Source organism: Saccharomonospora iraqiensis subsp. paurometabolica YIM 90007 (assembly GCF_000231035.2).
GTDB lineage: Bacteria > Actinomycetota > Actinomycetes > Mycobacteriales > Pseudonocardiaceae > Saccharomonospora > Saccharomonospora paurometabolica.
The window spans coordinates 23,268-23,700 of the sequence record NZ_KI912256.1 but is presented as its reverse complement, the minus strand read 5'-3'; the positions used below and the strand labels follow the sequence as shown (position 1 = coordinate 23,700).

Sequence of the window (433 nt, the reverse complement as noted above, 5' to 3'; positions counted from 1 at the left end):
GTGTCGGGAGCAGGGTGACGGCACCGTCCACGTGGAGTAGCCACCCGCGCCGGTCGGGTGCGGCGAACCCGCTGCCGCGGGGGCGGTCCCGCCCACGATCCGGGCGCGCTCCCGGTTCACCGCCCGCGCCCCGAGCAGTCCCGGGACGCCGGCCACCGCGCCCCACAGCAGCGGTGTCACGACGGAGTCGACGGTGTCGGCGGCGACCTTCTCGACCGAGGCCCGCGCCGGCTCCGGGTCGGGGAGGTCGCCGACGTGCCGGGAACCGCTCCCGGCAGGCAGGGCCGGTGCGGCGTCCGCGTCCCCGGTCTCCAGACACCGGGCCAGCGCGCTGCCCTCGCGGACCATCCGGGCGGCACCGAGCGCCGCCCACGTCGCCGACGCCGTGCCGACCACGTGCACCGCCGGCCACCGCCTGCCGGCCCGTTCGACG

General features: G+C 79.2%; 1 protein-coding gene. It reads right to left on the bottom strand.

What is annotated here, in order from left to right; all coding sequences use genetic code 11:
- A partial coding sequence (locus tag SACPADRAFT_RS28725; protein ID WP_028662582.1) for a cobalamin biosynthesis protein occupies positions 1-402 on the bottom strand: 402 nt, incomplete at its 3' end.
- Between the last annotated feature and the right edge of the window lie 31 nt (positions 403-433).